Genomic DNA, 22,899 nt, shown 5'->3' on the forward strand with positions numbered 1-22,899 from the left:
GGTGTGCGGGGCGGTCGAGGGGCGGGACGCGCGGGCGTCGCCGTGGGCGGTGCGGGGGCCGGTCACGATCACACCCGCACCCTCGGGTCGAGCCAGGCGTAGAGGATGTCCGAGAGGAACGAGGCGGCCATGACCGTCACCGCCATGAAGAAGGAGACCGCCGCGACCACGTGGACGTCGTGCTGGGAGATCGAGTCGATCAGCCAGGCGCCCATGCCGTGCCAGCCGTAGATCTTCTCGGTGAAGGTCGCGCCGGACACCATGATCCCGAAGGTGAAGGTGAAGTAGGTGATCGTGGGGATCAGCGCGGTGCGCAGGGCGTGCTTGAACAGCGCCCTCCTGCGGGTGAGCCCCTTGGCCATGGCCGTGCGCACGAAGTCGGCGTTGAGCACGTCGAGCATCATGTTGCGCTGGTAGCGCGCGAAGGCCGCGAACAGGGAGAGGGCGAGCACGATCGTGGGCAGCAGCGCGTGGTGTATCCGGTTGAGCAGGAGCTGCCACCACTCCCCCCGGAAGCCCGCCGAGTACTCGCCGGAGAAGATCAGCAGCTGGAAGCCGACGAGGTCGTTGATGGCGGTCGCGCCCACCTGGACGCTGATCGCGATGACCACGGTGGGCACGGAGAGCACGAAGAAGGCGACTGCCGTGGAGGCCTTGTCGAAGCGCCTGTACTGGCGTACGGCGGAGTAGGCGCCGACGGCGATGCCGACGGCGGCGCCGAGGACGGTGGCGAACGTGATCAGGCGCAGCGTGACGCCGGCCTTCAGCCAGATCTGGGGGGTGACGTCGCGCCCCTGGATGCTCTGCCCGAAGTCTCCCTGGACCACACCGCCCAACCAGACCGCGTAGCGCTCGGCCAGGGGCGTCTCGTCGTTGAGGTTGAGGGTGTCGAGCTGGGTGTTGATGACCTCGGCCGTGGGCGGGGGCTGCATCTGCTCGAAATAGCCGCGCGGATAGAGGTTGGTTGCGGCGAGCAGGTAGGCGAAACTCGTCGCGAGAAAGATCAGCACGACGTAGTTCAGCAGCCGCCTGGCCAGGAACTTGCCCAAAACTATCTCCGAACCTCACAGCCGAGCCCGACGCTTGTCCCTTGTGCGCGGTCGTGACTGAGAGCACCGAGGGTCACGGATCGGAGGGGCACGGCGGGTACTGCCGTCAAGCCTTCACGTTCCTGCGACCACCGGTGGGGGTTACTCCCGGTGACTACCAAAACACAATTGCATCCGGTTCACGATCGGTGACCGGAATGTCAAGAGTCTGCGGGAGCACTAGACACTCGACGGTAACCACTCCATCAAGAAAAGACAACGGTGCCTATTCGGTCATCCAGATGCATCCGTTTTGTCAATCTTTACACACACGGCCTCCCGACGACTCCCCACAGTTACCAATACACCACTTGACCTGCAAGAATAAACTCCAGAGCATCCCGAACGAAACAACATTCAAGCCCTCGAACTGGACATAACGCCACAAACACGCCATCAAACATCAATAGTTAGTAACACATACGAAACCCTGACTCCTCCTACCTGCGAACGCGTACCGAACGCCCGTGCCCGCCGCGCCCCGCTCCCGGGGCACAGCGGGAGCGCGCACGCGAGTCCACTCACCCTGGGTAGCGAAGGTCAATGACGGCCGACGAGGGCGGGCGCGCTCTCCCGGACGGCGGCTGCCGCGGCCCCCTCGGCGGCGGGCGCCCACGGGGCGGCCCCGGCCACCGCCGCCGGCCTCGGCACCAGGGGGGCCGCGGAGAGCGCCCGTGCCGTCCCCCACCAGACGCCCAGCGAGCGGGCCGCGTCGCCCGCGGCTCCCAGGACCGTCCAGGTCACCGGTCCCGCGAGGGACACGCCCCTCCCCCTCCGCCATGCCGCCAGGTGCGGAAGGACCAGGGCCGCCCCCGACACGGCCGCGATCCGGCCGACCCGGCGGGACAGGGCGGGCCGCCCCGCCCCCGTCCTGCGTGGTCCCCGCCCCACCGCGCCGGCGACCACGGCGGCGGCCGCCGCCGGCCACCAGCCGGTCCGCACCGCGTGCGCCCCCGCCCCGGCGGTGCGCACCAGGTCGAGTCCCGTCAGCCTCACCGCCTCCGACAGAGGGGCGCGCGCCCGGCCGCAGACCGCGGCCGCGGCCGCGGCGCCGCCCAGGGTCCCGACCGCCAGCGCGGCCCCGGGGCGGCCGGACGCCGCCAGGACCAGGGCGGCCGCCCCGGACCAGGAGACCTCGGGCCCGGCGGCCCGCCCTCCGTGGCGGCGGGACAGGGGGCCCGCGATCGCTCCGGAGGTGAAACACGCGCGCAGGTAGTCCCCCATGACGGTGGTCGGCGGCATCCGCACACGGGACCTCGGTTCGTAGCGCACCGACCACCCGCCTCCGGCGAGGCGCCACAGCAGGTCGAGTTCGGCGGCCGGCCCCAGCCCGGGGTCCAGGTCGGCGACGGAGCGGCGCACGACCAGCACCGGGACGGGACGCAGCGGATCGTCGGAGCCCTGGTCGCCGAAGGCCCCCGGGCGCGCCTGGCCCGGGGTCCCGTGTCCCCAGGGGAGGACGGGACCGGGGTCGGCGCCGCGGTCGGGCCCGGCCCCGTGGGCGGCGACGGCCGCCACCGCCCTGCTCAGGGGGCCGGGGGCCCGTGGCCGGTCGGTGAGCACGCGGGGCACCACGGCCGCCACCCCGGGGTCGGCGAAATGGCCCAGGGCGATGTCCAGCCATCCGGCGGTGGGACGCGTCCCCGACTCGAGCAGGGCGACGAACTCCGCGGAGCAGGCCTGCAGCGCCACCGCCCGTGCCCGCGCCCCCCCGGGCGGACCGGGCACGACCCGGGCGCCGTGCCTGCGCGCGGTCCACGCACAGGCCCCGGTGGCCCCGACGACGACCGGCCGCAGTCCCGGGTGGGACGCGGCGAGGAGGCCGAGCGTGGTCTCCAGCGCGGCGGAACCCGCGTGGCCGACGACGGCCACGTCGGCGGTGCGCCCCGGCGGGAGGGGCAGCGGCCGGGGGTGGGCGAGCCCGGCCCTGATCAGGTCGCGGGCGAGCAGGCCCTCGTCCGCTCCGGCGGGGACCGCGCCGCTCAGCCAGCGGATCAGCGCGCTGACCTGGGCCGGGGCGAGACGGACAGCCCGTGGCGGGCGACCGCCCAGGAGGAGGTGCCCCTCGTCGGCGAGGCGGACGGAACGGTCGATCTCGACACCGAGGCCGGGGGGAAGCGGGGAGCGGGAGGCCATGCCCCATACCTTGTCGGGTCGGACACGGCGGACGCAAGACCGCGGGAAGCACCGGAACCCGGGGGAGAGCTTGACGCAATCGTTATCCGGCCTCCCGAGTCCCACGAGTCACGAATCCGCGCCGATACGCGTGCCCGACCACCCGGCCCATCGGGCCGAACGCCCTCTTCGGGCAGCTCAACGGGGGTTATCCTGACCAAGCCAGGTCGGCTGGGTTTCCGGGGAGGCACAGAGCGTATGCTGAGCGCGAATACGCCCTTCAGTGTCGTAGGGCACATCCGCTACCAGACATGAGCATGCAGCACGGCCCGCCCCAGGCCCCACCACCGTCCCTCGGGAAGCCCAGCGGCTTCCCGCCCAACGCCTGTCGCCGCCCTTGCGCAGTCGTGGCACAGTCCCGCTTCCCTCCCTGCTCCAGGGGGCTCCGCCCTGTGCGTCCGCTCCGCGCCGTGACCCGTCCCCACGGGCACGGACGCCTCGAGGACCCGGCGCTGCGTTGCCCTGCCCGCCGCGAACACACGTCATCGGGGAGCGAACCCAATGTGTGAGACCGCAGCATCCCAGAGCCCTCTCGGACCCCTCGTCGCGCGCCACGCGCACGGCCCCGCCCACAGGACCCGTCCCCCGTCGCCGGACGCACTCCCGGCCCCGGTCCCTCCGCCCAGTCCCTTACACAGTCCGGCGAATCACATGGAAGACGAGATACCCCACAGCACCGCCGCCGCCCGCAGACCCGCGAGGCGACGGTTCCCGGGGCTGCCGAGCCAGATCGCCTATGCGAGGCGGTTCGTCGCCCGGCAGCTGGCCGCCTCACCCGAGCTCACCACGGCGACGCTGTTGACCAGCGAGCTCGCCACGAACGCCATCACGCACAGCGCCTCGGGCCGGGCGACCGGCAAGTTCGAGGTCAGCGTCCACCTCGCCCCCGGGTGGGCACGCGTGGAGGTGCGGGACCTGGGGAACAGGGCGGAGGCGCCGCAACCCCAGCACCGGGACCCCTACGACACGGCCGAGCACGGCCGGGGCCTGGACCTGGTCGAGGCGCTGTCCAGCAAGTGGGGAACCGAGCCCCGCGCCGACGGGATGGGGCGCAGGGTCTGGTTCGAGCTGGTGTGGGACTGCGGCGCCGACGCCGTGGACGCGGCGGCGGAGTAGGGGTTCGGGCGGGCGGCCCCTCCGTCACGCCGGCCCCGGCCGCCCGCGGGCGCGGGCCCGCCGTCACCCCTCGGTGCCGGCCTCCTGCCGCTCCTGCCCACCACCGCCCTCGGTGGGCGCGGGGAGCCGGTACCGCTCGTAGAGTTCGCGTGCGTAGTCCTTCGCCTCCTGCGACGGCTCCTCGCCCAGCTCGTCGCGGACCAGGTCGTCGAGGCTCTTGTTCGTTTCTGCCATGTGTCGCAGCCTGCCTGTAGTGCGCGGATTGCACAAATCGCCGCTCCGGTGACGGAGAGGGACGACCGATAAGTCCCACATAGCAGGCATTTCGGTGACATCATCCGGTTTCCCCTCGGCAGGCCCTGCACGGCAGGGCCCTCCGGCGGTCCGTCGCCGGTACCTGCCCCGTCCCCGCCCCGTGGTACCGGGGCGGTACCGAGATCCGCGGGCCCTGGGCACGGGCCCCGCGAGGCGGCGCCGCGAACGGCGAGGGGCGCCCCGCGCATCGCGCGGGGCGCCCCTGTGGAGCCTGCGGCTACGAGCCGACCCGCTCCTCCGTCCGCTCGGACCCGGACGTGCCGCCCTCGGGCGCACTCCCCGCGGTCTTCCGCTTGCGGGCGCGGCGCCGTTCGGCGCGCTCCGCGCTCCGCGCGGCACGGCGCTGCTTGGACCACTCCACCAGCTGGTAGAGGACCGGGACCAGGACCAGTGTCAGCACGGTCGAGGTCAGCAGGCCGCCGATCACCACGATCGCCAGCGGCGCGGAGATGAACGCCCCGCCGCCGGTGATCCCCAGGGCCATCGGGGTCAGTGCCGCGATGGTGGCGAGCGCCGTCATGAGGATGGGCCGCAGACGGTGGCGGGCACCCTCCACGATCGCCTCGCTGAGCGGCATCCCGTTGTTCTGGTTCTGGTTGATCAGGTCCATCAGGACGATGGCGTTGGTGATGACCACGCCGATGAGCATCAGCATGCCGACCATGCCGGCGATGCCCAGCGGGTTCCCGGTGATCAGGAGCAGGCCCAGCGAGCCGGTGACCGCGAACGGGATCGAGATCAGCAGCATGAGCGGCTGGAGCAGGCTCTTGAAGGTCGCGACCATGATCAGGTAGCAGATCACGACCGCGGCGAGCATCGCCAGCAACATCGCGGCGAAGCCCTCGGACTGGTCCTCGCTGACGCCGCCCAGGGTCGCCGTGGCGCCCTCCGGCAGGTCCAGCCCGTCGAGGGCCTCGGTGATGGAGGCGCTCACCGCGCCCAGGTCGGAGGCGGTGACGCTCGCCGACACGGTGGCGCTGGTGATGCCGTCGATCCGGGTGAGCTCCGGCTGCTGGAGCACCTCCTCGACCGTGGCCACGTCCGACAGCGGGACGGCCCCGGTCGCGCCCATGACGGGCAGGTCCTCCAGGTCGGCCACCGTCTGCGGGGCCTCGTCGAAGCGGACCACCAGGTCACGGCGGGTGTCGTCGAGGGTGACGGTGCCGACGTTCTGGCCGTTGAAGGCCGCGGAGACCTGCTGGCCGACCGCCGCCTCGGTGAGGCCGACGGCCGCGGCCTCCTCGCCGTCGACGCTGACCTCCAGCGAGGACTGCTCCGCGGCGACGCTGTTGGTGATGTCGGCGGTGCCGTCGATGGCGCCCAGCTCGTCCTCGACCATGCCGGTGGCCTCGGCGAGGACCTCCTGGTCGTCCGCGCTGACCTGCACCTCGATGCCGGATCCGCCCATGGCGCCCATGCTGCTCAGGATGGGCTCGTGCTCGGTGTCCAGGTCCGCGAGGGCGTCGCGGAGCACCTCGCGGTTGCGGGCCTGGTCGGTGTCGGGGTCGGCGGTGACCGTGTAGTCGACCTGGCTGCTGCCTCCGCCTCCCATCATCCCGGCCATGCCCCCGCCGCCGACGTTGGTCTGGTAGGACTCCACCCAGGCGAACCCGGCCAGGGCGTCCTCGACCTTGACGGCCTCGGCGTCGGCCTCCTCCAGGGACGTGCCCGGGGGCAGCTCCTGGACGATCGCGTAGGAGTTCTCCTCGGACTGCCCCATCCAGTCGGTCTCGAGGTTGGTGGCCATGAAGACGGTGCCGGCGAAGATGACGACCGAGGCGAGCACGGTCGTGATCGTGGCGGTCCTGCGCTTGGTGGTGATCCACCGGATGACGGGCAGGTAGGCGCGCTGGAGGACGCCCTTGCGCTCGCGCTCGTTCTCCTCCTGCTCGATCTCCTCCTGGGTGGCGTCCCCGATGTCCTTGGGGCGCATGAACCAGTAGCAGAGCACCGGGATGAGGGTGATGGACACGATCAGCGAGGCGGCCAGGGCGAGGCTGGCGGTGACCGCGAACGGCATGAACAGCTCGCCGACCATGCCGCCGACGAACGCCAGCGGGAGGAACACGGCGATCGTGGCGAGGGTGGAGGAGACCACGGCGGCGGCGACCTCGCGCACACCGGTCCGGACGGCCTCCATCCGCTCCTTGCCGTAGTCGAGGTGCCTGCGGATGTTCTCCAGCACCACGATGGAGTCGTCGACCACACGGCCGATGGAGATCGTGATGGCGGCGAGGGTCAGCATGTTGAGGCTGAACCCGAACGCCTGCATCCCGAGGAACCCGATCAGGACCGACACCGGGATGGACACCGCGGTGACCAGGGTGGAGCGGATCGACAGGAGGAAGACGAGGATGATGACGACGGCGGCGGCGAGGCCCATGCCGCCCTCCTCGACCATCGCGAGGATCGACTCGTTGATGTAGGGGGCCTGGTCGAAGACCACGCTGACGTCGATGTTCGAGCCGAGGACGTCGGCCTGCTCGTCGAGGACCCTCTGGACCCCCTCGGACACCTCGACGGTGTTGCCGTCGGGCGTCGCCATGACCATGACGCCGATGCTCGGGTCGCCGTTGACGCGGGCCAGCGTGGTGGCGTCGTCCTGGACGAGTTCGACGTCGGCGACCTCGGAGATCTGGACCGGGGAGGGCGGGGCCGCGGGGGGAGCTCCGGGCGCCGCGGCGGACATGTCGCCGGCGGCGGCCGAGGGCTGGACCCAGACGTCCTCGATCTGCTCGACGGAGGAGAACTGCTCCCCGGTGGTCACGCTCAGGGTGCGGCCGTCGGAGTCGATGTCACCGCCGGGCTGGAGCAGGCCGCTCGACTGGAGGGCCTGGGTGAGGTCCTGCGGGGACAGCCCCGCGGAGGCGAGCTCGTCCGCGTCCGGGCTGACGACGACGTCGGAGCCCATGGCGCCGGTGACCATCGCCGAGCGCACGCCGGGGAGGGACTCGATCTCGGGGACGAGGTGCGTCTCCAGCGGTTCGACCATGGACTGGTCGTCGCCGTCCTCGGCGCCCGCGGCGAGCATCACGACCGGCATCATGTCCGTGCTGAAGGACATGACGCTGGTGCTGACGTCCTCGGGGAGCATGCCGGAGATCTGGTCGACCGCGATCTGCGTCTGGCGCACCAGGTCGTCCTGGTCGGAGCCGTAGTCGAACTCGACGGTGACCTGGGAGGAGCCGGTGCTGGAGGTGGAGGTCACCGTGGTGGCGCCCGCCACGCCCTGGACGGCCTGCTCCAGGGGCTCGGTGACCTGGTTCTCCACGACCTGGGGCGAGGCGCCCTGGTAGGTGCCGGAGACCATCACCATCGGGAGGGACATCTCCGGGAAGAGCTCCCGCTTGGCCGAAGTGGCCGCGAGGACTCCGAAGAAGAGGACGGCCAGGGTGACGAGCAGGACCAGCGCCCGGTTCTTGAGCGACATGACCGCGAGGCGGTTCATACCGTGGCCCCTTCCGAGCGGCGGGCGGCGGTCCCTGCCGGGGGACGGCCCGTACCACGGGCCCTTGTGGCCGATCTGGACATGAGAGGTTTTCGCTCCTAGTTCGCTGCTGACCACGGGAGCAGACCGTGGTGTGGTGGTCGAGCGCTTGCCGACGACCGTCGGGCGGGCACGCCGTCACTGCGGTCTGGTGACCGGTCCTCGAACGTGTGGTGCTGGTGGGGACGCAGGTTGTGCGTTCGCGATGTGCGGCACAGGGGGAGCATCCGCCTGGCGCACGATCTCAGAATACGTCGCGTTATATCGGAAGATCCGCCAACCCCGCCCGGTTCAGGGGACTCTCAGGGGCGCGTCAGTCTTCTGTCAGGGTCGAGCCCTGACCAAAGTTAGGGACGTCCGCCGTAAGTCGGAGTCTCCCCGGGGTGAGGTGGGCCTTCCCGTGGCCGCAGACGCCGCCTTCTTGTAACGGACATCACAGCCACGATTTCCGGCCCACCAGAAAGGCGTCGCTCCCGGGGGCGCGACGCCTCCGCGAAAACGGCCTGTGGACAACCGGGAGAGCGGGGCCCGCCGGGGCATCCTGAAGGGGTGGGGCTCAGCCCGCCCGGTGCTCCTCCAGGGACTCGTGCGGCTGGGAGGTCCCCCACACCACGCGCAGGAGGTCCTCCAGCGCGTGCGCCAGGGACGCGTCCACCAGCTCGTAGCTGACCTGGCGGCCGCGGGCGTGGGTGTGCACCAGCCCGCAGTCGCGCAGGCAGGCGAGGTGGTTGGAGACGTTCTGCCGGGTGAGTCCGAGCTGGTCGGCCAGTCCGGCCGGATAGTTCGGCCCTTCGAGGAGGGCCAGGAGGAGGCGGGACCGGGTCGGATCGGACAGCGCGCGGCCGAGCCGGTGGATGGCGGACAGGCGCTGCTCGGAGGTCAACATGAAAACCATTGTACATAGTTTGCTGTATAGACAGCCTTGGCTGTATAAACAGTGAAGGCTGAACTGTTGGGCGCCGTCGCACACGGCGCCCGGTGACACGGGACGACGCGGACAAGAGGGAGGCGCCGTGGGAGCGGGACACGGGCACGGACACGGGCACGCGATCACCGCCGGCGCGGCCAACAGCGGGAGGCTCGCGCTGGTCCTGGCGATGATGGTCGCCGTCGCCGCCGTCCAGGTCGTGGGCGCCGCGTACAGCGGCAGCCTGGCGCTGCTCGCCGACGCCGGCCACACGGTCACCGACTCCTTCGGCGTGGCCCTGGCGCTGGCCGCCGTCTGGATCGCCTCCCGCCCCGCCACCAGTCGGCGGACCTTCGGCTACCAGCGCGCCGAGATCCTCGCCGCCGCGGTCAACGCGCTGGTGCTGTTCCTGCTGTGCGGGTTCATCGTGGTCGAGGCGGTCGACCGCCTACGGTCGCCCGCCGAGGTGTCCGGTCCGGGCATGGTCGCCGTCGCCGCGTTCGGCCTGGTCGCCAACATCGCCGCGCTGTTCGTCCTCCGCTCGGGCGCCAAGGACAGCCTCAACGTCAAGGGCGCCTACCTGGAGGTCATGAGCGACGCCCTCGCCTCCGTCGGCGTCATCGTCGGCGGAGTCGCCGTGTGGCTGACCGGGTGGGGCCGGATCGACACCCTCGTCTCCCTGGGCATCGCCGCCGTCATCGTGCCCCGGGCCTGGTCCCTGCTGCGCGAGGCCGTGCACATCCTGCTGGAGGCCACCCCCGAGGGCATGGACCTCACAGAGGTGCGCGACCACCTCCTCGGGCACCCCGCGGTCCTGGACGTCCACGACCTGCACGCCTGGACCATCACCTCCGGGGTGCCCGTGATGTCGGCGCACGTGGTGGTCGCCGAGGAACACCTCCGGGACACCGGGAGGATGCTCGACGAACTCCACGCCTGCCTGACCGGCCACTTCGACGTCGAGCACTCCACCCTGCAGCTGGAGCCCCCGGGCCACGCCGACCACGAGGGCGCCAGACACGACTGAGCGGGGGTCCTCCCGGCCCTGACCGGCCCCTCCGTTCCCGCGCACCGGGCCGTCGACGTGACCAGACCCGCAACCTTTGACAGAATCGTTCGCGCTTCGTCGAAGGAGGAGAATCCGGTGGAAACCACACACGGCCACGGGCTGCGCACCCGGTGAGCCGACGCCCCCGCCCGCGCGGAGGCAGCCTCGGTGCGCTGGCCCGCAGGACGGCCCTCCGCCTCCGATCGCCGAAGACCCTCCTCCGCCCTCGCCTGGCCTGGCGGCCGACCCGGGAACTCCTCGCCTGGCGCAAACCGGCCCGCGTCTTCCTCCTCGTCTTCCTCGCCGTGGACCTGGTCGGCACCGCCCTGCTGATGACCCCGCTGGCCACCCCCGGCGACGAGGGACTGGACTTCGTCCCCGCGCTCTTCACGGCCACCTCCGCCCTGGCCGTGTGCGGACTCGGCGTGATCTCGGTCGGCCACGACCTCAACCTCTTCGGCCAGATCGTCATGCTCACCCTGATGCAGGTCGGGGGCATCGGGATCATGACCCTGGCGTCCGTGCTCGGAACGGCCATGATCCACCGCTTCCGGCTGCGTTCCCAGCTCAACGTGCAGGCCGAGACACGGAGCCTGTGGATCGGGGACGTCTCCGGCGTGGTCCGTCGCGTCGCCGTGGTCTTCCTGGTGCTCCAGGGCCTGACGTTCCTGCTCATCACGCCCCGGATGTGGCTGGGCTACGACATGTCCCTGGGCCAAGCCGCCTACTCCGGCTTCTTCCACTCGATCTCGGCGTTCAACAACGCCGGCATCTCCCTGTACGACGACAGCATGATGCGCTTCTCGGGGGACCCGTTCATCCTCCTGCCGGTGGCCTTCGCGGTGATCCTCGGCGGCCTCGGCTTCCCGATCCTGCTCGAACTGCGCCGCACCCTCGGCGAGCCCCGCGCGTGGAGCCTGCACGCCAAGATCACCATCACGACCACGGCCATCCTCTTCCTGGGGAGCTTCCCCCTCATCACCGCGATGGAGTGGGGCAACCCCGCGACGCTCGGGGCGATGCACTGGACGGACAAGCTCACGGACGGCTTCTTCCACAGCGTGATGCCCCGCAGCGGGGGGCTGAACTCCGTCCCGGTCGGGGAGATGCAGGACTCCACGCTCCTGCTGACGATCATGCTCATGTTCGTCGGCAACGGCAGCGCCGGAACGGCCGGCGGGATCAAGGTCGCGACCCTGGCCGTGATCTTCCTCGTGGTGCTGGCGGAGATCCGCGCGCACGACGAGGTGCACGTGTTCGACCGCAAGCTCCCGCCCGGGGTGATCCGCCAGTCCCTCAGCCTCGTGTTCCTGTCCGCGACGGTCGTCGCGTTCAGCTCGCTGCTGCTCATGCACACGACCCCCTTCCACTTCCTCCCGGTGGTGTTCGAGGTCGTCTCCGCCTTCGGCGTGGTGGGGCTCTCCACCGGCATCACCCCCGACCTGCCCCCGTGGGCCCAGTGCCTGCTCGTCGCGCTCATGGTCGCGGGGCGCATCGGCCCCATCACCGTCGCCACCGCCCTGGCCTTCCGCGACCGGCGCCGGCGCTACGATCTCGCCGAGGCCAGGCCGATCATCGGCTGAGCCGCACAGACAGGAGTCACCCGTGCCCCACCGCAACAGGAACGACGACAAGAGCGTCCTGGTCATCGGCCTCGGCCGGTTCGGCAGTTCCCTCGCCCTCGAACTGGTCAACCGCGACTGGGACGTCCTGGGCGTGGACACCAACCCGCGCCTGGTGCAGACCTACGCCGACGCCCTCACCCACACGGTGATCGCGGACGCCACGGACGAGGAGGCGCTGCGCCAGATCGGCGCCTCCAACTTCAACCGGGCGGTGGTGGCCATCGGCACCCACCTGGAGGAGAGCATCCTGGCCACGTCACAGCTGGTGGACCTGGGGGTGTCGACCATCTGGGCGAAGGCGACGAGCCGTCGCCACGGCCGCATCCTGGAGCAGGTGGGCGCCCACCACGTGGTGCTGCCCGAGCACGACATGGGCGAGCGGGTGGCGCACCTGCTGTCGGGGCAGATGCTCGACTACGTGGAGCTGGAGGAGGGTTTCTCCCTCGGGAAGACCAAGGCCCCCAAGGAACTGCTGGGCAGGTCCCTGCGTGAGACGGGAGTGCGCCAGGAGTACGGGATCACCGTGGTCTCGGTCAAGCGCATGGGCGCGGAGTTCACGTACGCGACCCAGGAGACGGTGCTCAACAAGGGCGATGTGATCGTGGTCGCGGGACGGACCGACGACGTCGAGCGGTTCTCGGAGATCGTGTAGCACCCGGACGGAACCGACATCCGGGAGACACCCCCCACAAACAGACAAATTGACAACCGTTTTCATTATCCCGATGATTGACCCATGCGAACAGGGACAACCGTGCGGGCCGCCGCCCTCGGCGCCGCGACACTCATGATGATCACCGCCTGCGGCAGCGGAGGGGGCGGGGCCGAGGACACGGGTGTCTCCCCCGCCGACGCCGACCTGACCGTGGTCACCGGCGTCTACCCCCTGGAGTGGCTCGCCCGTGAGATCGGCGGGGAGGGCGTGGCCGTCACCCAGCTGACCGAGCCCGGCACCGAACCCCACGACCTGGAGCTCACCGGCCGCCAGGTGGGCGAGGTCAGCGAGGCCGACATCGCGTTCTTCGTCGGGGGCCTCCAGCCCGCGGTGGACGAGGCGGTCTCCCAGGAGGCCTCGGACAGCGCGCTCGACGTGGGCGACGTCGTGCACCTGCGTCCGGCCGGCGGCGAGGACGAGGGACACGGGGACGAGGAGCACTCCCACGAGGACGAGCACGCCCACGAGGACGAGCACGCCCATGAGGAGGAGGAAGAGGAGGGGCACGACCACGGTGAGCACGACCCCCACTTCTGGCTGGACGTGGAGCTGATGGCGGAGACCGCCCGGGCCCTCGGCGAGCGGATGGGCGAGATCCACCCGGAGGGCGCCGACGCCTACGAGCAGAACGTCGGGGCGGTGACCGCGGAGCTGGAGGCGATCGGCCAGGAGTACGAGGAGGGCCTGGCCTCCTGCGAGCACCACGACGTCGTCGTCGGCCACACCGCGTTCACGTACCTGACCGAGGCCTACGGCCTCGAACAGGTCGGCGTCAGCGGGGTGGACCCCGACACCGAGCCGTCCCCGTCGCAGATCGCCGCGATCACCGACATCGTGCGGGAGCGCGACATCACCACGGTCTTCACCGAACCGCTGATGCCGCCGGAGACGGCCGAGACCATCGCCGCCGAGACCGGCGCCGAGGTGCGGGTGCTCGACCCGCTGGAGGGCGTCACCGAGGACTCCCCCGGCGACGACTACCCGTCGATCATGCGGGGCAACCTGGCCGCGCTGACCACCGCGCTGGGCTGCTCCTGACCGCGAACGCCTGACGCCGTCCCGCCCCTCCCGGGGCGGGGCCGCGGCCCCGCCGCGGCCGGGTCCCCCTGCCCGGTCGGCCCCCGTGAGCCCCACCTGTCCGGTACGTGCCGGACAGGTGGGGCTCACGTGTGTCCGGCTCTGCGCCGACCGCCGGAATCGCACCCTTGTCGTCCCGTTCGTCGGGGTCCGGACACCTGTCCCGAACGGTTGGATTACACCGCGCTTACATAGAACCAATCCCCCGGACAAGTGGCGAGGGTCACGCTATGCTTATGGAGTGTCAGTGCTTATGCACGTGCATCTGGCGGTGCATCAGCACGGACGTTCCCCTCGCAGATCCGAAGGAGCAGCACAGCATGACCGCACACAACGGCATCACCGCGACCGAGCTGACCGACGTCGCCTGGCAGAAGGCCAAGCGCAGCAACTCCCAGGGCGCCTGCGTCGAGATGGCCCGCCTGAGCGACGGCTCGATCGCCGTACGCAACTCCCGGTTCCCGTCCGGGCCGGCGCTGGTCTACACCCAGGAGGAGATCGACTGCATGATCCTGGGCGCCAAGGACGGTGACTTCGACAACCTGCTCAGCTAGGACGAGCCCCCACCGACGATGCCGTCGGGGGCTTCGGAGCGCCCCGGGGGAGTTCCGCCCGCGGACCCTCCGCACTCACCGACCCGGTTGCCACGCCCTCACCCGGGTCGACCGAGGATACGGACGGAAGGGCCCTGTCCAGTGGACAGGGCCCTTCAACATCCGGAAAGGCCCGCCTCGGCGGGCCCCGCGTTCTTCTCCCCTCACCACCGCCCCACCCCTCCGCGGGCGACGGTGAACGGCTATTTGAGGTCTTCCCGGATCTCCTTGAGGATGTCGAGCGTCTCGTCCGGGGTGGCCGCGGCCACGCTCAGCCGGGTCATCGCCTTGGTGTACGCCTCCACCACGTTGCGGCGGTCGATGAGCTCACCGTCGTGGAGCTGCTCCAGGTACACCATGTCCGCGAGCTCGAACTCGGAGTACCTCAGCAGGGTGAAGGACCCGGCCTCGGCCGCGTGCGCGCCCACGGAGAAGGGGATGATCTGGAGGGTGATGTTGTCGTGCTCGCTGCTGAGGTGGATCAGGTGCTCGATCTGGCGGCGCATGATCTCCGGGCCGCGGCTGATCACGCCGATGGGGCGGCGCACCGCGGCCTCGTCGAGGATCACCCACATGCGCATGTTCGTGTCGTTCTCGATGCGCTTCTGTCTGCGCAGTCTCGCCTCGATGCGCTGCTCGGTGACCATGTCGGTCTCGACGCCGCCCGAGATGATCTCCCGCGCGTACTCCTCCGTCTGGAGCAGGCCCGGCACGAACTGGGACTCGTAGATGCGTATGTGGTCGGCGGCCTCCTCGAAGCCCACATAGCGGATGAACCACTTGTGGAGCGAGTCGCCGTACTCCTTCCACCACCCGGGCTTGTTGGATTCGCGGGCGACTTCGAGTAATTCCTTGATCGTCTTACGGTCGGAGACCCCGTACATCTTGAGGAGGTCCTCGATATCGCGCAGCTTGAAACCGACCCGGCCGAGTTCCATCCGGCTGATCTTCGACGCGGAGGCCCGAATCCGGTTCCCCGCGTCCTCACGGGTGATACCCCGCTGTTCACGACGCTTACGAAGCTCGTGCCCGAGTAGCATGCGACGCACGGTGGGGCCGCTCCCCTTGCGCAATCGAGCGATATCCACGTTCGTCGCCTCTCTGTCATTCCCGGCACAAGGGTATCCGGGGTGGCGGGACACCTTTGCCTTGAGGTCAAGACACTACATGTACACGATATAACCGGAGCGCCCCCGCACCCGGGTACTCCATCGGTGACGGCGCCGGCCCTCCGGGAGGGACCGCCGTCGGCCCCCGCCGCGGACGGCGGGCCACCGGACCGGAGCCCCCCGCGGACCTCGGTCGGCCGCGGGACGGCCGACCACGGGCCGTCCGGCCGGGATCAGGCGAATTGCGCCCAAACGAACTTTCCGCCGGGAGACGTGGGAATCACACCCCACTCTCGCGCGAAGGCACTCACCAGGGCAAGTCCGCGCCCGCCCTCCATGGTCAGATCTGCTTCCCTTCTCCGGGGGAGCCGATCACCGCCGTCCCGGACCGCGCAGATGAATTCGCCCCCGCTGCGCATCAGTGAGAGCTGAATACCCCCCTCACTCTGCCTGGTCAAGGGCAGGGGGCCGCCGTGCCGGACCGCATTGGTGACCAATTCGGAAACGACCACCGCGACATCGCCGGACAAGTACTGCATCTCCCATTCGCGGAGAAGCGCCTCGGAAATCTCCCGCGCGGCCCCCACGGCGTGGGGCCTCGGCTCGAAGCTCCACGTGACCGCGTCGTGCCGGTCGCCGCAGACCGGGGTGTTCCAGCGCCGGGAACCGTGCGTCAGGACCTTGAGCCACCATCCGCCGGCAGGCTCCGCCACCGCCTCCGCACACTCCATGCCTTCCACTTCCTCCCTGACGCACCGTGGCGAGCAGCGACGACACGTCCCGGAAACCTCCGCGATCCCGCGAAGACACCTTCGGGCCCGTGCCGCTGCACGTCTCGTATGCACGTGCATCTCGGTCTTGGTGGCAATCGTAGGCCAAGCTTCGACAAAGTGCAGGGAAACAGGGGGACCAACCTCACCGGATCTCCCTTCCCCCGGGCCCTCTCCCCGGGAGGCCCCGAAAGGCCGCACTCCCGCCCCCGCCCACTTACCGACCGGTAGGGATGTGGATAGGATTCTGTCGCGCCCACCACGTGAATTCTGGAGGTAACCCCATGTCCCCAACGCCTCGTGTGGCCATCGTGACCGGAGCCGCCCGCGGGATCGGCGCCGCCACGGCTGAGCGCCTGGCGCGCGAAGGCCGGGCCGTCGCCGTCCTGGACCTGAGGGAGTCCGACGCCCAGGAGGTCGTGGACCGCATCACCGCCGAGGGCGGCACGGCCCTCGCCGTCGGATGCGACGTCTCCGACGCCGACCAGGTGGACGCCGCGGTCGCGACCGTCGCCGAACGCCTCGGCCCGCCCGCCATCCTCGTGAACAACGCGGGCGTCCTCCGCGACAACCTCCTGTTCAAGATGTCGGCGGACGACTGGGACACCGTGATGAACGTGCACCTGCGGGGCTCGTTCCTGATGAGCAGGGCCGCCCAGGCGCACATGACCGCGAACGGCTGGGGCCGCATCGTCAACCTGTCCAGCTCCTCCGCGCTGGGCAACCGGGGCCAGGCCAACTACTCCGCGGCCAAGGCCGGGCTCCAGGGGTTCACCAAGACCCTGGCGATCGAGCTGGGCAAGTTCGGCGTGACCTGCAACGCCGTCGCCCCCGGGTTCATCGAGACCGCGATGACCAGGGCCACGGCCGAGCGGATCGGCGTCAAGTACGAGGACATGAAGGCGTTCAAGGAGGCCGAGATCCCGGTGCGGCGGGTGGGCGTGCCCGAGGACATCGCCAGCACGGTCGCGTTCCTCACCGGTGAGGACGCCGGGTTCGTGTCGGGCCAGGTCATCTACGTGGCCGGCGGCCCGCTGGACTAGCGACGCGCCGTCCGCGGCCCGTTCCCGGGACCGGACGCCCCGGCCCGGCACGCTTCCGGCCGGGGCGTCCGCGCGTCCCGGCGCGGGGCGGCGCGGGGCGGCCCCGTCCGGTCACGCGACCCGCGCGGGAGACCCGCCGGGCCCTGCGGCCGGGACGTTCAGCGGGCGGGGCCCCGGGAGGAGCGCGCCGGTCCGCCGTCGCCGCGCGCCTCCTCCATGGCCTCCGTGACCGTCCCGCAGACCTCCTCCACGAGTGCCACGCCGGCGGCGTAGTCGCGGCTCCCGTCGGACAGGACCGCGATGAGGTACTCGTGGTCGGGACCGCTCACGTAGCCGACCGTGTTGACGGTCCACAGCCCGCGGTTGCCCTCGCGGGGCGTCCAGCCGTTCTTGAGGCCGACCGTGTCCCCCGTGACGGCCGAGGCCGAGACACCCCAGGCCTGTTCCGGGGCGACGGACTCCATCAGCCCGCGGGCGTACGCGCGGCTCTCCGGCGACAGCGGCCCCTCGCCGACGTACAGGATCCGCAGCAGCCGCACCTGGTCGGCCGCCGTGGTCGTCGTGGAGCCCCACACGCCGCGCGGATCGGGGTCGGTGCCGGTGAACCCGAGGGCGCGGACGCCGCTCGTGAACCCGTCGGTGAAGCCGATGCGTGCGTACAGGCCGTCGGTGACCCCGTTGTCGCTGTAGCGGATCATCTCCTCCGCCCGGGCCCGTTCGGACGCGGAGAGCCCCCGCCCCTCCTCCTCCGCGCGCAGGAGCAGCAGTGTGAGGATCGTCAGCTTGGACACGCTCGCGGTCGGGAACCGCTCGTGGGCGCCGTGGCTGAAGGTGGCGCCGGTGCGCAGGTCCTGGACGGCGACCGCGAAGTCCGCGGGGTGTTCGCCGGCCAGCTCCTCCATCCGCCCGGTGAGCTCCTGCCGCTGCTCCGGGCCGAGCGTGCGCCCGCCGGTGGCCGGCCCGGTCAGGGGCGCGAAGGGCACGAGGGGCAGGGCGCTCTCCGAGAGCAGGGCACGGACGAGGGCCGGGTCCGGCGCGGACAGCCCTCCGGCGGCCGAGGTGGCGCCGGGGACCGCGAGGGCCGTGAGCACGACGAGGCAGATCGCCGCCGTGGCGGCGGACCAGGTTCGGATGATGTCGGCGGGGGGACGCCGGGGCACGCTATCACCGGTTCGTAGGCGCGGCAGGGGGACTGTCCGGACATTATCCACCCGGCGCCCCGTGGGCTGCGGTCCGGTGCCCGCCCGGCGCCGTGCGCCCGCGTCGCGTCAGGCGCGCGTGTCGTCGTCGATCCCCCGGGCCACCAGCGCCTCGCCCGTCGCGTCGGCCATCCGCAGCAGCTGGACGATCACCGGGACCACGAGCAGGTGGGGGCGCCCTGACAGCCCCCGCGCCCGGTAGGCCTCCTGGGACGTCCGCCAGGCGACGGCGACCATCGGAATGGACCGGACCGTCAGGGCGAGCACGAGCGCCACCCGGTCGGGGTCGACCCCGACGTGCCGGAGCGGGCGGGCCGCGCGCTCGAAGAGGTCGAGCATCTCGCGCACGCGCGTGGTGAGCGTGACGACGTTGGCCAGCAGCACGAGCGCGGCCAGCTGCGCGCACAGGCGCACGGCCGTCTCCCATGCGCCGAACAGGACCTGGAACAGGGCGATGGCCAGCAGGAACGGCCACAGGACGCGCAGGACCCCCCAGGCGCGGGCGGGGGCCAGCCCGACCACGGGGTAGACCAGGAGGGACGCGGCCAGCGCGCCGAGCGCGACCCGGTGGTCGGCGGCGGCGATGAGCGCCACGCCGGCGGCGAGCAGGCCGAGGAGCTTGGCCCAGGCCGGAGCCCGGTAGAGGGGTCCGGTTCCGGGGACGTACAGGCCGATCGCGCTCACGCGCCGGCCTCCCGGTCCGCCCCGTCCATGAGCCGGAGGTAGTGGGCCACCGCTTCGCCGGGGGTCCCGTCGAAGGCCACCCGCCCCTCGTCCATGACCAGGACCCGGTCGAACCCGTCGAGCAGGTCGAGGTCGTGCGTGAACAGGACGACCTGCTGGTCGAGGCCGTCGAGGGTGCGGTGCACCATGCGGGTGTTGCGCAGGTCGAGCAGGGTGGTGGGCTCGTCGCACACCAGCACCTCGGGTTCGGTGGCCAGGACGGAGGCCAGGGCGAGGAGTTGCTTCTGGCCTCCGGAGAGCAGGTGCCCGGGGTGGTCGCGGTGGCCGTCGAGGCCGTAGCGGACCAGGGCGGCGTCCACGCGGCGGGCGGTCTCCTCCCTCCCCAGTCGGAGGGAGCGCAGGCCGATCTCCACGTCCTCGGCGACCGTGGGCATGATGATCTGGTTGGCGGCGTCGGAGAAGACGAACCCGACCCGGCGGCGGACGTGCTTGGCGTGGCGCCGGGTGTCCCACTCCCCCAGCGTCACCCGGCCCTCGTCGGGGACGACGAGGCCGTTGAGGGTGCGGGCGAGCGTGGACTTGCCCGATCCGTTCGCCCCGATCACGCCGATGCGGTGCTCGGCGAGGTCGAGGGTGACGTCGCGCAGGACGGCGCGGTCGTCGTAGGAGTGGGAGACCCCCCGGAGGCGGAGCATCAGGCGGCTCCGCCGCCGCTGCCGGACCCCTGGTCCGCCCCGTCGAGGACGGGACGTCCGGCGGGCGGGATCGGGTAGGCGCGCAGGACCGCGGAGGCGATGAGCGCGGTGAGGACGACCTTGGCGGCGTCGCCGACCAGGTAGGTGGCCCCGGAGACGGCCGCGATCTCCCAGCTCTGCACGGCGACGGCGAGCCAGGGCAGGCCGATCGCGTAGACGACGACGATGCCGCCGAGGGCGTTGACCAGGACCCCCTGCCAGAGGCGGTAGCGGCCGTTGCGCAGCATCAGGTCGGTGAGCAGGCCGATGACGAGCGCGGCGGGGATCCAGCTCACGATGAACCCGGAGGAGGGGAGCGCCAGGGCGGCCAGCCCTCCCCTGCCTCCCGCGAAGAGCGGCAGGCCCGCCAGGCCGAGCACGACGAACGCGGCCACGGCCAGGCTGCCGCGCTTCCAGCCCAGGAGGCTGGGGGCGAGCATGATGCCCAGGGTCTGGAGGGTGACCGGCACCGGGGAGCCGGGGAAGGGGATCGCGACGGTGACGCTGAGGGCGGCGATGAGGGCCGCGAACACGGCGATGAGCGCCAGGTCACGGGCGGTCAGGCCCCTGTGGCGGACGTGCTTCTTCGTCCCGTTGGCGGGCATGGGCGTTTCCCCTCGGGGAGGCGGTGGGAGTGGATCACCACCCATTGTCCGTGATGCGCGTGTGGCGGGGGGAGGGCGGGGCGCACAGTTCCGGGGGCGTCGGACTTGTGGAGGTCGTCCTGAGACGGGAATCACTCCGCGGGGGCCTCGGGGCTCCCGTGGCCGCTCACGGCGGGAGCGGCCACGGGAACGGGGGCGCTGTCGGGGCCGCGCCCTCAGCCCTCCCCGCCGTCGTCGCGGCCCCGGTAGACCAGGCGTCCGGCCCCGTCCCGGCCGTAGCGGGCACGCCCTCCGCCGGGGACGGCCAGGACCAGGCACGTCCCCCGGAGGCGGGCGGCCCTGGCGGAGCGGACCCGTGCGCCGTCCAGGGGGCCGCCGACCAGCTCGGCCCAGCCGGCCCTGGCCCTGACGAACCCCGCCGCGAACACGACGGCCGCCGTGCAGCATCCGGCCGCCGCGAAGGCGGTGTGCCCCGTCCAGGTCCACAGCATCATCAGCGTGGCGACGGCCAGGAGGGTGGCGAACACCGTGGCGGCGCGCCCCTCGAGGAGCGGCCAGCGTGCGTTGTCACCAGGGGATGGATTCACGACCATGCGCCTTCGATCCGGAACCGGTCGCCCTCGGCGCCGTGCGGGCACCCCGGGCCTCGGGCTCGTGTGCGGGCGGGACGGCCCCCCGGGGGTTCCCACGGGGAGGACCGGCCCCTCGGGTCGGTCAGTTCCTCTCGGGGTCCGTGCCCGCCGGAACCGCGCTGTGCGGGTGGTTCAGGTCGAACGCGGGACGCTCCGAGCGGATGCGCGGCAGGGACGTGAAGTTGTGCCGCGGCGGCGGGCAGGTGGTCGCCCACTCCAGCGAGCAGCCGTACCCCCACGGGTCGTCCACGGTGACCAGCGGCGCCCTCTTCGCGGTGATGTACATGTTCCAGAAGAAGATGAGCGTCGAGGCGCCGAGGACGAACGACGAGACCGAGGAGATCTGGTTGAGCTCGGTGAAGCCGTCGCCGGGCAGGTAGTCGGCGTAGCGGCGCGGGAAGCCCATGGCGCCGAGCCAGTGCTGCACCAGGAACGTGCCGTGGAAGCCGAAGAAGAGCAGCCAGAAGTGGAACTTGCCCAGGGTCTCGTTGAGCATTTTTCCGGTGAATTTGGGCCACCAGAAGTAGAAGCCCGCGAACATCGCGAACACCACGGTGCCGAAGACCACGTAGTGGAAGTGGGCCACCACGAAGTAGGAGTCGGTGACGTGGAAGTCGATCGGCGGGGAGGCCAGGAGCACGCCGGTCAGGCCGCCGAAGAGGAACGTGGCCAGGAAGCCGATCGTGAACAGCATCGGCGTCTCGAAGGTGATCTGCCCCCGCCACATCGTGCCGATCCAGTTGAAGAACTTCACGCCGGTCGGGACCGCGATGAGGAAGGACATGAAGGAGAAGAACGGCAGCAGGACCGCGCCCGTGGGGAACATGTGGTGGGCCCACACGGTGACGGAGAGGCCGGTGATGGCGATGGTGGCGGCCACCAGGCTCTTGTAGCCGAAGATCGGCTTGCGGCTGAACACCGGCAAAATCTCCGTGACGATGCCGAAGAACGGCAGGGCGATGATGTACACCTCGGGGTGCCCGAAGAACCAGAACAGGTGCTGCCACAGGATGGCGCCGCCGTGCTCGGCGTTGAAGACCTGGGCGCCCACCATGCGGTCGGCGCCCAGGGCGATCAGGGCCGCGGTCAGGACCGGGAACGCGATGAGCACCAGGACGCTCGTCAGGACCACGTTCCACGTGAAGATCGGCATGCGGAACATCGTCATGCCGGGGGCGCGCATGCACAGGGCCGTGGTGATGAAGTTGACCCCGCCCAGGATGGTGCCGAGGCCCGACACGAGCAGGCCCAGGATCCACAGGTTGCCGCCCATGCCCGGGGAGCGGACCGCGTCGGACAGCGGCGTGTACGCGAACCAGCCGAAGGAGGCCGCGCCCGCCGGGGTGAGGAACCCGCCCACGGCGACCAGCCCGCCGAAGAGGAAGAGGTAGTAGCTGAACAGGTTCATCCGGGGGAAGGCCACGTCCGGGGCGCCGATCTGCAGCGGCATGATGATGTTCCCGAACCCGATGAAGAGCGGGGTTGCGAACAGCAGCAGCATGATCGTGCCGTGCATGGTGAACAGCTGGTTGTACTGCTCGTTGGACATGATCTGCATGCCCGGTGCGAACAGCTCGGCGCGGATGAGGAGCGCCAGGACGCCGCCGAAGAGGAAGAACGCGAACGAGGTGATCAGGTACATGTACCCGATGACCTTGTGGTCGGTCGACGACAGCCAGCTGGCGATGAGCCTCCCCTGGCGGGTCCCCCCACCGCCCCCGGTCTCGTCGTCCACGTCGGGCGCCGTCGATACCTCTGCCACGATTCAAACCCCCGAATGCGCAAAACAACGGACAAAAGAGGGCTGTCCGCAGCCGTTTCCCGGCCGCCGCGCCCCCGCGGAAAACATTTCCAGAATCCCCAGGGTAACGCTAACGCAAGGCTCGGCTTCGCACGCGAAAGAGAGACCGTGTTCTCCCGTTGGACACTCCGCTTTTGTTTCGTTCTTTTCCGTTTTGCCGTCGGCCGGGTTGGTTT

Annotated in this window: 20 protein-coding genes; 7 read left to right on the forward strand and 13 right to left on the reverse strand. The window is 70.9% G+C overall.

The window, feature by feature from the left end; genetic code table 11:
- Nucleotides 1–68: 68 nt before the first annotated feature.
- Together ACIRPH_RS05020 and ACIRPH_RS05025 are read right to left on the reverse strand one after the other, a co-directional pair.
- On the reverse strand, nt 69–1,049 hold the full coding sequence (locus ACIRPH_RS05020) for an ABC transporter permease (protein ID WP_402909324.1): 981 nt from the start codon (nt 1,047–1,049) through the stop codon (nt 69–71).
- A 579-nt stretch (nt 1,050–1,628) separates the two neighbouring features.
- Nucleotides 1,629–3,224 carry a family 2 glycosyl transferase gene (locus ACIRPH_RS05025; protein ID WP_402909327.1) on the reverse strand — a complete coding sequence of 532 codons (1,596 nt, stop codon included), beginning with the start codon at nt 3,222–3,224 and terminating at the stop codon, nt 1,629–1,631.
- Between the two features lie 690 nt (nt 3,225–3,914).
- Here ACIRPH_RS05025 and ACIRPH_RS05030 point away from each other — a divergent pair.
- Entirely contained in the window at nt 3,915–4,379 is a 465-nt protein-coding gene (locus ACIRPH_RS05030; protein WP_402909329.1) for an ATP-binding protein, read from the forward strand.
- A 63-nt stretch (nt 4,380–4,442) separates the two neighbouring features.
- On the opposite strand, the gene ACIRPH_RS05035 is transcribed toward ACIRPH_RS05030, so the two are convergent.
- The 3 genes from ACIRPH_RS05035 to ACIRPH_RS05045 form a co-directional block, all read right to left on the reverse strand.
- On the reverse strand, nt 4,443–4,613 hold the full coding sequence (locus ACIRPH_RS05035) for a hypothetical protein (protein WP_402909332.1): 171 nt from the start codon (nt 4,611–4,613) through the stop codon (nt 4,443–4,445).
- Between the two features lie 298 nt (nt 4,614–4,911).
- Nucleotides 4,912–8,142: an efflux RND transporter permease subunit gene (locus tag ACIRPH_RS05040; RefSeq protein ID WP_402909335.1), complete on the reverse strand. Its 3,231-nt coding sequence runs from the start codon at nt 8,140–8,142 to the stop codon at nt 4,912–4,914.
- A gap of 595 nt (nt 8,143–8,737) precedes the next feature.
- Nucleotides 8,738–9,067 (reverse strand): ArsR/SmtB family transcription factor, encoded by a 330-nt coding sequence (locus ACIRPH_RS05045; protein WP_402909337.1) that lies wholly within the window; start codon nt 9,065–9,067, stop codon nt 8,738–8,740.
- Nucleotides 9,068–9,194: 127 nt separating this feature from the next.
- Between ACIRPH_RS05045 and ACIRPH_RS05050 the strand changes: the two genes are divergently transcribed.
- The 5 genes from ACIRPH_RS05050 to ACIRPH_RS05070 all read left to right on the forward strand — a co-directional run bounded on the left by ACIRPH_RS05050 (nt 9,195) and on the right by ACIRPH_RS05070 (nt 14,107).
- Nucleotides 9,195–10,115, forward strand: a complete 921-nt coding sequence (locus tag ACIRPH_RS05050) for a cation diffusion facilitator family transporter (protein WP_402909340.1) — start codon at nt 9,195–9,197, stop codon at nt 10,113–10,115.
- A gap of 251 nt (nt 10,116–10,366) precedes the next feature.
- Nucleotides 10,367–11,719, forward strand: a complete 1,353-nt coding sequence (locus tag ACIRPH_RS05055) for a TrkH family potassium uptake protein (protein ID WP_402909541.1) — start codon at nt 10,367–10,369, stop codon at nt 11,717–11,719.
- A gap of 22 nt (nt 11,720–11,741) precedes the next feature.
- On the forward strand, nt 11,742–12,413 hold the full coding sequence (locus ACIRPH_RS05060; RefSeq protein ID WP_402909343.1) for a potassium channel family protein: 672 nt from the start codon (nt 11,742–11,744) through the stop codon (nt 12,411–12,413).
- Between the two features lie 84 nt (nt 12,414–12,497).
- On the forward strand, nt 12,498–13,514 hold the full coding sequence (locus tag ACIRPH_RS05065) for a metal ABC transporter substrate-binding protein (RefSeq protein WP_402909346.1): 1,017 nt from the start codon (nt 12,498–12,500) through the stop codon (nt 13,512–13,514).
- Between the two features lie 359 nt (nt 13,515–13,873).
- Nucleotides 13,874–14,107 carry a DUF397 domain-containing protein gene (locus ACIRPH_RS05070; protein ID WP_267946165.1) on the forward strand — a complete coding sequence of 78 codons (234 nt, stop codon included), beginning with the start codon at nt 13,874–13,876 and terminating at the stop codon, nt 14,105–14,107.
- 242 nt (nt 14,108–14,349) lie between these two features.
- Here the strand turns inward: ACIRPH_RS05070 and ACIRPH_RS05075 are convergent, their stop codons facing one another.
- Both ACIRPH_RS05075 and ACIRPH_RS05080 read right to left on the reverse strand, forming a co-directional pair.
- Complete coding sequence (locus tag ACIRPH_RS05075) at nt 14,350–15,186, reverse strand: helix-turn-helix domain-containing protein (protein ID WP_402909351.1); 837 nt, start codon at nt 15,184–15,186, stop codon at nt 14,350–14,352.
- A gap of 302 nt (nt 15,187–15,488) precedes the next feature.
- Nucleotides 15,489–15,986, reverse strand: a complete 498-nt coding sequence (locus ACIRPH_RS05080; RefSeq protein ID WP_402909544.1) for an ATP-binding protein — start codon at nt 15,984–15,986, stop codon at nt 15,489–15,491.
- Between the two features lie 323 nt (nt 15,987–16,309).
- Between ACIRPH_RS05080 and fabG the strand changes: the two genes are divergently transcribed.
- Nucleotides 16,310–17,068, forward strand: a complete 759-nt coding sequence (fabG, locus tag ACIRPH_RS05085; protein WP_402909353.1) for a 3-oxoacyl-ACP reductase FabG — start codon at nt 16,310–16,312, stop codon at nt 17,066–17,068.
- 158 nt (nt 17,069–17,226) lie between these two features.
- Here the strand turns inward: fabG and ACIRPH_RS05090 are convergent, their stop codons facing one another.
- The 6 genes from ACIRPH_RS05090 to ctaD form a co-directional block, all read right to left on the reverse strand.
- The gene (locus ACIRPH_RS05090; RefSeq protein WP_402909356.1) at nt 17,227–18,228 is read right to left on the reverse strand and encodes a serine hydrolase; all 1,002 of its coding nucleotides are present in this window, start codon (nt 18,226–18,228) and stop codon (nt 17,227–17,229) included.
- 108 nt (nt 18,229–18,336) lie between these two features.
- The gene (locus ACIRPH_RS05095; RefSeq protein ID WP_402909358.1) at nt 18,337–18,951 is read right to left on the reverse strand and encodes an energy-coupling factor transporter transmembrane component T family protein; all 615 of its coding nucleotides are present in this window, start codon (nt 18,949–18,951) and stop codon (nt 18,337–18,339) included.
- Nucleotides 18,948–19,646, reverse strand: a complete 699-nt coding sequence (locus tag ACIRPH_RS05100; RefSeq protein WP_402909361.1) for an energy-coupling factor ABC transporter ATP-binding protein — start codon at nt 19,644–19,646, stop codon at nt 18,948–18,950. The genes ACIRPH_RS05095 and ACIRPH_RS05100 overlap by 4 nt, the downstream gene beginning before the upstream one ends.
- Nucleotides 19,646–20,290 (reverse strand): biotin transporter BioY, encoded by a 645-nt coding sequence (locus ACIRPH_RS05105; protein ID WP_402909364.1) that lies wholly within the window; start codon nt 20,288–20,290, stop codon nt 19,646–19,648. Before ACIRPH_RS05105 ends, ACIRPH_RS05100 begins: the two co-directional genes overlap by 1 nt.
- Nucleotides 20,291–20,505: 215 nt before the next feature.
- Nucleotides 20,506–20,877: a hypothetical protein gene (locus ACIRPH_RS05110; protein WP_402909367.1), complete on the reverse strand. Its 372-nt coding sequence runs from the start codon at nt 20,875–20,877 to the stop codon at nt 20,506–20,508.
- A gap of 127 nt (nt 20,878–21,004) precedes the next feature.
- Entirely contained in the window at nt 21,005–22,657 is a 1,653-nt protein-coding gene (gene ctaD / locus ACIRPH_RS05115; RefSeq protein WP_402909547.1) for a cytochrome c oxidase subunit I, read from the reverse strand.
- Nucleotides 22,658–22,899: the final 242 nt, after the last annotated feature.

This window comes from Nocardiopsis sp. NPDC101807 (assembly GCF_044766605.1).
In the GTDB taxonomy this organism is placed as follows: Bacteria; Actinomycetota; Actinomycetes; order Streptosporangiales; family Streptosporangiaceae; genus Nocardiopsis; species Nocardiopsis tropica.